Annotated in this window: 6 protein-coding genes; 2 read left to right on the top strand and 4 right to left on the bottom strand. The window is 44.9% G+C overall.

Going from position 1 to position 8,591, the window contains the following annotated elements:
• Nucleotides 1-187: 187 nt before the first annotated feature.
• Nucleotides 188-1,408, bottom strand: a complete 1,221-nt coding sequence (gene chlP / locus AC805_RS03615; RefSeq protein WP_055074147.1) for a geranylgeranyl reductase — start codon at nt 1,406-1,408, stop codon at nt 188-190.
• A 387-nt stretch (nt 1,409-1,795) separates the two neighbouring features.
• Here chlP and AC805_RS03610 point away from each other — a divergent pair, with 387 nt between their 5' ends.
• Both AC805_RS03610 and acsF read left to right on the top strand, forming a co-directional pair.
• The gene (locus AC805_RS03610) at nt 1,796-3,478 is read left to right on the top strand and encodes an alpha/beta hydrolase (RefSeq protein ID WP_055074146.1); all 1,683 of its coding nucleotides are present in this window, start codon (nt 1,796-1,798) and stop codon (nt 3,476-3,478) included.
• A gap of 417 nt (nt 3,479-3,895) precedes the next feature.
• Entirely contained in the window at nt 3,896-4,975 is a 1,080-nt protein-coding gene (gene acsF / locus AC805_RS03605) for a magnesium-protoporphyrin IX monomethyl ester (oxidative) cyclase (RefSeq protein ID WP_055074145.1), read from the top strand.
• Between the two features lie 127 nt (nt 4,976-5,102).
• Here the strand turns inward: acsF and AC805_RS03600 are convergent, their stop codons facing one another.
• The 3 genes from AC805_RS03600 to AC805_RS03590 all read right to left on the bottom strand — a co-directional run bounded on the left by AC805_RS03600 (nt 5,103) and on the right by AC805_RS03590 (nt 8,362).
• A complete protein-coding gene (locus AC805_RS03600) occupies nt 5,103-5,495 on the bottom strand; it encodes a hypothetical protein (RefSeq protein ID WP_055074144.1) in 393 nt (130 codons plus the stop codon).
• A gap of 424 nt (nt 5,496-5,919) precedes the next feature.
• Nucleotides 5,920-7,278: a ribosome biogenesis GTPase Der gene (gene der, locus AC805_RS03595; RefSeq protein ID WP_055074143.1), complete on the bottom strand. Its 1,359-nt coding sequence runs from the start codon at nt 7,276-7,278 to the stop codon at nt 5,920-5,922.
• A 67-nt stretch (nt 7,279-7,345) separates the two neighbouring features.
• Nucleotides 7,346-8,362: an SPFH domain-containing protein gene (locus AC805_RS03590; protein WP_055074142.1), complete on the bottom strand. Its 1,017-nt coding sequence runs from the start codon at nt 8,360-8,362 to the stop codon at nt 7,346-7,348.
• Nucleotides 8,363-8,591 lie beyond the last annotated feature (229 nt).

Below are 8,591 nucleotides of genomic sequence, written 5' to 3'. Positions count from 1 at the left end.
TGTCCTCATTCAAGTGACTGTAGCTATAAACACCAAACCCAGTAAGGTTTTGAGATTCCCAAAATGGCAACGCCATTTTGGGAATTGGTATAACGCTTCCGTGCGATGGTCAAGAAATTCAAAAAAAACAAAAACTGGTGCAGCAAGCAACTCTCACCGCACCAGTCTTTAGTTGTCAATTCCTTTATTAAGGCGCTAGAGCATTGCCTCTCAGCAAACTACCGATCGTCTTGGCGGTAATCTTCAACTGCGTGAAAGGATTAGCAGGGACGACGGTTTTGTAGAGATAGCTGTCAAAAGTAAGCTTTTGCACATCTTTATCAGCACACATTTCTACAAAGGCTTCACGGGTAGCATTTGTGGCATAAAAAACATTTTGGAGAATGTCTAGGACTTTATAAGTCAGACCATACTGTTTATCCCAACGCTTGATGTAAACCTTGAGATCGGCTTCAGTAGGGATACGCTTACCAGCTTCAGCAAATTCCACGATCGCTTCCGCACACATCCGACCAGACTTAGCCGCGAAGTAGATACCTTCACCACTGGACTTAGTGACGTAGCCAGCCGCATCGCCAACGAGAGCCACGCGACCAACGACACGGCGAGGACGGGGATGCTCGGGAATGGGATGGGCTTCAACCTTAATTACTTCGCCACCTTCGATTCTGGGCAAAGCGCGAGCGCGGATACCTGCTTGCAATTGCTTGATCATGCGTTGGTTTTTATGCATCGTGCCAGTACCAACGGCGACGTGATCGTATTTGGGGAAGACCCAAGCGTAGAAATCAGGCGAAACATCATCGCCCACATACATTTCGGCTAAATCTTTGTAATATTCCATTTTGTCTGGAGAGATGCGGATGCGTTCTTGGAAGGCGATCGCATAGTTATAGTCACCAGCATCGATCGCTTTAGCAACTACGGAGTTAGCCCCGTCAGCACCGACGATGAGATCGACTTCGAGAGTCCGCATGATCCCTTCGTTACCACCTTCGGCAAAATCTGAGTAGGTGAGGACATAGGGCTGCTTGCCATTCTCTGTGATCTTGATATCAAGAATCCGACCGTTGATTAGTTTTGCGCCAAGGTCAGCAGCGCGATTGCGTAAAAATGCATCTAAAACTTCGCGACGGCACATACCGATATATTCATCGGGATTGTCTAACTTAATGTCTACTTCCACATTGCTGGGAGAGATCATTTTCATATTGCGGACGCGGCGATCGATAATTTCAGGGGGTAAATCAAATTCAGAAACCATACATAGAGGAATTGCTCCACCGCAGGGTTTGGCGTTGTCCAGTTTACGCTCAAATATGTAGGTCTCAATTCCTGCTTTGGCAAGTGTTTCAGCCGCACAGGAACCCGCAGGTCCGCCGCCTACAACAGCAACTCGTAATGTCAAAATGCGCTCCTAAAGCTTTATTTAATCGGGTTTTAACTAATTTGGATGTTAGCATTGCCACCTATGCGATTGGGGCAAAATTGATGAATATTAACATTTGTATTGTTTTGTATATCGCTGAGGTTGCTGTTTTCCCACAATCCATAAAGATGGGCGGCGGCGCTTAGCGCCGCCACCCATCTTTATGGATTGCGACGTTTTTCAAGTAAGCGGCGTATACTCACTTCCCACCACAAAATATAGACATACAAAACCAAGAAATTAGACGCTGCGGCGCTTCGCGCCGCAACGTCTAATTTCTTAGATATGGGGAAACCCACAGATGAATGAGGCTGTGTTGTAAATGTTGTGTTAGTTTCTAGGGAGATCTCACAGACAGAGCTAAATATGAAATATCTCACAGACGCGATCGCCAATATTTCCTCGCAATTGGTTGCTAGATCTGCCGCCTCGATCGCCTCGATCGCCTTATTTAGTCTGCTGGGTGGCATCTTTGCCCAACCTAGCGAAGCTGCTGACACCATCAACTTCCGCTTTAATATTTTTGAAGTCTCCGTATCCGTTGATGACCTCGAAACTTTTTCTAAAACTGGTGAATTGCGAGGTGCGCTGGAAACTGCATCCCGCTATATTTCTGCGGCTGACATGGCGACTTTTCGGCGGATTCTCACCGAGCGAGCCGATGTGCCTGTGGCGCTACTGTCTAGATTTTTATACACATCCCAAGGAGAAAGGGCGTTAGACATCCTCGGAGATTTTATTAGAACTGGCCCCGAACTATCAGGTAATCGTGCGATTCGTGCTGCTGCTGTTTTGGCAGATGCCGATAAGGAGACTGGTTTGTCTTTGCTCGGCTTTTTACGAAAATTTCCAACATCGGATATTTATTTTGACATTCAAGAAGGACTACAAACTGTTGGTGAATTGAGCGACCTCCTGCAAAACACTCAAAAAGTTGTGCAAATGGTTAATGACGAAGCAATTAAAATTGCCAAGGCAACTGCATCCAATTCCACCCCTTCTATAGTTCCGCTAGCCGATTTGCGCGATAAGGGTAATATTTCATGGGAGCGGACTAGTCTCAAAGCGCCAGCCCTAGATAACCGCTATGAGATTCCCTTTTATTTGTTTATTCCCAAAACTACTAGCCCTAAGTCCGAACCTTTGCCAGCGATCGTCATCTATCCTGGATTACTTTCTAACCGCGAACCATTGCTCTACCTTGCTGAACATTTAGCATCCTATGGATTTGCGGTGGTATTGACGATTTCCCCCAACAGCAGTGATGAACAATTAAATAAATTGATTATCGGTGCGGTTAGTGAGATTGCGCCACCCGAGAGCTTTATCGAGCGTCCGCAGGACATAACTGCCGTTCTAAACTACCTTGAAAAATCTCCCCAAACGGCTAACGTGAACTGGCAAAATGTGGGCATGGTCGGACATTCCTTTGGTGGTTATGCTGCGCTGGCTTTGGTCAGTGATGCCCAGCTTCAATTTGCCGATCTCAGTGAAGTCTGTCAAGGCAAGTATAAATGGAATGTATCCTTACTGCTGCAATGTGTGGCTTTAAGATTGCCCAACCAAAACTATAAGTTAGGCGATCCAAGAATTAAATCGGCGATCGCGGTTAACCCCGTGACCAGCCATGTCTTGGGCAAAGCTAACCTGAGCAAGATCGCAGTACCGATCGCCATCGTCGGTAGTGCGGATGATACCTTTGCTCCCGTGGTTTCCGAGCAAATTGTGCCCTTTACATGGTTGACTACCCCTAATCGCTACTTAGTGCTGCTTAATCGTGCGGGGCATACTGCGGTAACGGCTGTTACCTCTAGCGATCGCCTCAGTCCTGAAATCAGTAGCGCTTTAGCAGGTCCCAACCCAATTGCCGCACAGGATTATCTCAAGTTGCTGAGTGTTGCTTTTTTCAAAACATACTTAACGCAAGAGACTGGCTATGCTGGTTACATCACCACCGAATATTTTGCGAATATTTCTACCGCTGATGCTCAGGTGAGTCTATTGCGATCGCTCAGCAGTGACAAAATTGATTCGGCAGTTAGAAATTAGCTAAAACTATACAAACCTCAATAAGAGAAGGTGGGCGCAAAGCTCCAACCTTCTCTTCCTAACGCAAGTGGCTACGCGGCTACAGCGCATAGTAATTATTAATGTGAGTTCGGGATAATTGGAAACGGGTTTTGAGAAAAGGTTTGCTACGCAAACCTTTTCTCAAAACCCAAAAGTAAAAGTCTTGCTACGCAAGGCTTTTACTTTTGGGTTTTGAAAATTTGCCAGCTTAACCCGAACTGACGTTAATTAAGGCGAAAAAATTGCTTAATGCTTCTTAACAAGCCAACCTTATTTCTAGATATAACTACCCATAAATTAGGGACTAGTCGTAAAATAGGCATTCAGATAGGTATTTAAACTGCAATTTATCAACAAAATCCTTTATTCAGCGCGAAAGAAAGCATAAGAGAAAATATGGTAGCTACCCCTTCTAAACCCGATGTAAGCCAGTCAAACCAACAAAAGGTTAACGGGACTGGCCGACGCGAAACGATCCTAACCCCACGCTTTTACACGACTGACTTTGAAGCGATGGCAAATATGGATATCTTCAAGCTCAAGCCAGACTATGAAGCTATCCTCGAAGAATTTAAATTTGACTATAACCGTCGGCACTTCGTCCGTACTGCTGACTTCAACCAATCATGGGATCATATCGATCCCCAAGTGAAAGAACATTTCCGCGTTTTCCTTGAAGGATCTTGTACCTCTGAATTTTCAGGATTTTTGCTTTACAAAGAAATTGCTGTCAAAATCAAGGACAAAAACCCTCTAATGGCTGAAATTTTCAGCCTGATGAGTCGCGACGAAGCCCGTCATGCTGGATTCTTGAATAAGGCAATGCCAGACTTCGATCTTCAACTCGATCTCTCGACCTTATCAAAAACCAAAAAATACGTTTACTTTGCCCCCAAGTTTATTTTCTACGCTACCTATCTGTCGGAAAAGATTGGCTACTGGCGCTATATCAAGATTCACCAGCATTTCCTCGCTCATCCCGAATATCGGATTTATCCCATCTTCAATTTCTTTGAAAATTGGTGTCAAGACGAAAGCCGTCATGGTGATTTCTGTAGCCTGCTTCTCCGTAGCGAAACTAATAATATTAAAGGGATCAGAGCTAATCTTTGGAGCAAGTTCTTCTTACTTTCGGTATTTGCCACCATGTATCTGAACGATATTTGCGTGCGTAATGAGTTCTATGAATCAATTGGTATGGACACCAGAAAGTATGTGGACGAAGTTCTGCGCGAAACCAATCGCGATGCTGCCAAAGCATTTCCCGTGATTCTCGATCTAGAAAATCCTAAGTTTTGGAATTGTCTGAAGAAGTGCGAAGAGAACAATGCCAAGCTCGTCAAGATTGATGAGTCTAATTCTCCCGAATGGTTGAAGAAGATTCAAAAGCTTCCCTATCTCGCTAACAATGGTGTGCAGTTCCTGACCATGTATTTACAACCTTCTATCCCCGCACCAAAGGGAGTAGTTTTGTAAAGGCAAAAATGCGCGGGATTGCAATGTAATTCCGCGCACATACAGCGCTTTGCTAATAAGACCAGAGAGGGTAACGTCCGAGTGGAGGGCGTTACCCTCTCTGGTCTTAAGTTTAGCTACTTAGCTGTTAAATGACTTGAAACTTGGGATTGTTTTTAAGGGAAGTAGCGTCAAAGAAATGTATCCAATTTAAAAATTTTTCATCAAGAATCTCATCTGCGGGATCGAAAAGTAAGGCTAAATAACTTCCTTGCTGCCTGATGACGATCGCAGTGTATTCCTTACCATGGATCACTGCATAGGTGAAATTCTCAACGGGTAAAGATGCTACTAAAAGAGATTTTAACCCTAAAGCTTGAAAAATCGGTTGAACCCAGATGATGCTCTTACTGCCATCTACAAGGGTGTAATATTCCTTAGGAAGACCGCTGAGATCGAAAGTTGCTGCACCAAGGATATGTGCCTCAAATTTATTTGTATTTGTGGTTGTCATAGTGGTGGCAAGCGATCGCTCTTCCATGACTTCTCCATGGTAATTGCCTTATTGAATCGTAGAAAGCACATCATGGCAACTGCAATAATACTTATGTATGGGAACTTATGTATGGGAGTTTACCCTGAAACTATAGCAACGTAAGGTCTGCCTAGGATATAAAACCCCAAAGACGAGTGGCGGTGCTCTGCGCCGCCACTCGTCTTTGGGGTTTTATATAAAGCCACAGAGAGGGTTGCTGCGCGGAGCGCAGCAACCCTCTCTGTGGCTTTTTTGTCCTAATAAGACAAACCCAGTAAGGTTTTGAGATTCTCAAAATGGCAACGCCATTTTGGGAATTGGTATTACTGCTAAGTAGCTAGGTGCAATTAAATATAAAAACAAAAAAACTGTAGTGCACGCGCAGCGTGCGCTACAGTTTTTGATTATGGGTTTAATTATGCCTAGCTACTTATCTGAATGCTGAATTCTTGGACTTTTCGACTTCGCGATCCTTTTTGCCGCGCCAAATAAATCTTAGTGGCGTACCATCAAAACCTAAAGTTTTACGGAATTGATTCTCAATGTAACGCTTGTAATTGTCGTTAAAGCGATGGGGATCGTTGACAAAGAGAATAATCGTTGGCGGACTATCGGAAATTTGAGTGCAGTAATAGACTTTACCTTGCTTGCCACCACGACTAGTGGGTGGTGCGTGCCAAGTGACCGCTTCATTGAGCGCTTCATTGAGAATTGCGGTTGGTACTCGACGTTTGTGTTGTTCGGCGGCAATATCAATGCGATCGAGGATCTGCGTTACCCGCTGACCAGTAAGGGCGCTTACAAAAATAATCGGTGCATATTCCACAAACATCAAACGGCTTTTAACTTCGGCGGTGTAGTCGTAGATAGTGTAGGAATCTTTTTCGATCGCATCCCACTTATTGACGACGATGACGCAGGCTTTGCCCTCATCATTAATGCGACCTGCCAGCTTTTGATCTTGATCGGTAACACCGTCCAGAGCGTCAATGACCAATAAAACCACGTCGGAGCGTCCGATCGCTTTAAAAGCACGGTTAATACTAAAAAACTCAATGCCGTAGTCAATATTCTTTTTACGGCGCACCCCTGCGGTATCGATCAAGCGATATTTTTTACCATCCCGCTCGACGGACATATCGATCGCATCGCGGGTTGTGCCTGAAATGGGACTAACAATGCTGCGATTTTCCCCAATGAAGGCATTGAGCAGGCTGGATTTGCCTACATTGGGGCGACCAATGATTGCTACTTTAATTTCATCGCTTTCAGTAACGACTTCTTCAGGTGGTGGTAAATGTTTGACCAGCTCATCGAGCAGTTCACCAGTGCCGTTACCATGAATTCCCGACATCGGGATCGGTTCGCCTAAGCCCAAATTCCAAAATTCCGCCGCTAGAGAAAGTCCATACTTAGAGCCTTCGCACTTATTCACCGCCAAGAGTACGGGAATATTTTGTCGCCGTAGCCACCCCCCCAGTTGCTCGTCGGCATCGGTAATCCCCGCTAGACCATCGACTACAAAGATTACTGCTGCCGATTCGCGAATGGCAATTTCTGCCTGCTCGCGGATCATAGGTAAAAATTCAGTTTCATCGTCAAATACTAAGCCGCCTGTATCGACGACTTGAAATTCGTGGGCTCCCCAGAAACATTCGCGATAAACGCGATCGCGGGTTACACCTGGTTGATCGTAGACGATCGCATATTGCTCTCCCGACAAACGGTTTACGAGCGTAGATTTGCCCACATTTGGGCGACCGACAACGGCAACAATCGGTAGCGGCATGGCTTTACAGTTTTGGAATTCCGAACTCTCTATAATAGCTTTAAATACATGAATTTGTCAAATATTTTTAATTATTGCTAGGGCTTCCTTTCTCGCTATCTGAGGCTGGTTTAAAGGGCTTAACCTCTTGAACGGGCAAATTCCGAGCCGTGGGCGAAATATTGGAAACTGCGCCATAAGGTTGTTTGGCAAGCGCTTCGGTAATTTTACTGTCGGACATGGCTAATAAAGATTGAATTGCGCCAGGGATCGATTTAGGATCCATGAATAAAACCTTACTGCTGGGACTTTCTCCGATCGCCTGCCCCATTTCCAAATATTTTTGGGCTAGTAAGTATTGCACCGCCTCTTGACCATGGGGATGATTGGCGATCGCATCGGCAATGCGCTCGATCGATAAAGCCATTGCTTCAGTCTGCTCCAAACGCACTTGTCGTTCGGATTCGGCTAGCACTTTATTGGAAAGCGCCACCGCTTCTGCTTTTTTGATCTCAGAAGTCTTTTCCCCCTCCGATCTGGAAATCATTGCTTTCTTCTCGATTTCAGCAGCCTTTTGCTTTTCCATCGACTGCAACACCGAGGTGGGGATCGTAATTTCGCCCAATCTCACCCGCAAAACCTTGATCCCCCAAGCCTTGGTGTCATTGGACATGCCCTGTAAAATCTCTTCGTTAATTCTTTCTTGTCCGCCGATAATATGATCGAGATCGCAGCGTCCGATCTGAGTTTGGATCTGGGTTGCGAGGGAGACCATCAGCGATTTATCGACATTCTCAATGTTATATCTTGCGTCTTTGAGGTCGCTAATTTGCCAATACATCACGCCACTAACGCTGACGCTGACGCTGTCAGAGGTGGTACAGGGCTGGGGTGAGATTTCTAAAACTTGCTCGCGGGCGCTTTTGATTAAAGCAATGCGATCTAGGAAGGGTAAAACAATATTGATCCCTGGTTCCATGGTCTTTTGGTATTTCCCAAACCTTTCAACCAGAGCAACTTGACCTTCTTCAATAATCCGAAAGGATCGATAGATATAGGTGCCACTTAAAAGAGCAAAAACAATACTGAAAATTGTTGCTTCCATATATGTAGATCAAGGGGTAGACCAAGGGTATGGATCTATATCGATCTAAGTAGCTGGGCATAACTAAAAATTAGATTCAAAACCTTTATCGCAAGCACAGCGTGCACTGCAGGTTTTTGGATTTCATATTTTAATGATGTCTAGCTACTTATAGCTACTTATGTAGATACTCAATTATGTAGGTATCTCAGCATAATCAAAATCCAGATCTAAAACCTGCGGCGCACGC

The sequence above is a fragment of the Pseudanabaena sp. 'Roaring Creek' genome (genome assembly GCF_001402795.1).
In the GTDB taxonomy this organism is placed as follows: domain Bacteria; phylum Cyanobacteriota; class Cyanobacteriia; order Pseudanabaenales; family Pseudanabaenaceae; genus Pseudanabaena.
This window is presented reverse-complemented; position numbering and strand designations above follow the sequence as displayed.